Source organism: Methanoculleus sp. MH98A, from assembly GCF_000691865.1.
Classification (GTDB): domain Archaea; phylum Halobacteriota; class Methanomicrobia; order Methanomicrobiales; family Methanoculleaceae; genus Methanoculleus.
Window position 1 is genome coordinate 1 of sequence record NZ_JMIO01000205.1, and the last position, 589, is coordinate 589.

The 589-nt window shown below is 37.2% G+C and carries 2 protein-coding genes; both read right to left on the reverse strand.

From position 1 onward, the window contains the following. Positions 1–271, reverse strand: a 271-nt coding sequence (locus EI28_RS15145) for a hypothetical protein (RefSeq protein ID WP_048115361.1), incomplete at its 3' end; no start/stop codon positions are given. Beyond that, positions 249–589: hypothetical protein (locus EI28_RS15150; RefSeq protein ID WP_231476845.1), on the reverse strand; the 341-nt coding region annotated here is incomplete at its 5' end. The genes EI28_RS15145 and EI28_RS15150, both read right to left, overlap by 23 nt.

Here is a 589-nt window from a genome sequence, read left to right on the forward strand (position 1 = left end):
CTTGATCTCTTCCATATGATAAAATCTCAGTCCATTCCACTTCTGTGAAACACCATTTATTAATACTATAATAGTTGTCCAAACTGTCGACATAGGCATCGTCGACATCCAGCAACATCTGAAACTTTATCCCATCGCACTGCGCTTTTTTGGCACTGTTAATTAATTCTAGGAGGTAATTCTTATCCCCTTCGTGAATAAAAGCAGTTTCCGCATAAATATAATAGCGCTTACTTAGTGGGTTGCTTTTAATTAAGTCTATTATCTGCATAGAAGCCCTCTGGTAATATGATCTTTTCTGATCGTTCAATTCTTTCTCTTAACAGGCGTCGTAGATTACCATAACTTGACACTTTTCCATCTGGTAACTTCACTATCATGTCCTGGCTGATTTCAAAATGCGGGATACTCTTCTGATGATGCAGTTTTAGTACGTCATCATAATAAATTCCAGATCTATCTGATAAGTGATCCATTATATATCTTGTTCGCTCGAAATCATCATACGTATCAACTGTTAAAGATGAAAATTCTGCCTGTAATGCAGCTTCAGGTATTATGACCTGACACTGGTACTCTTGAGGGTTGA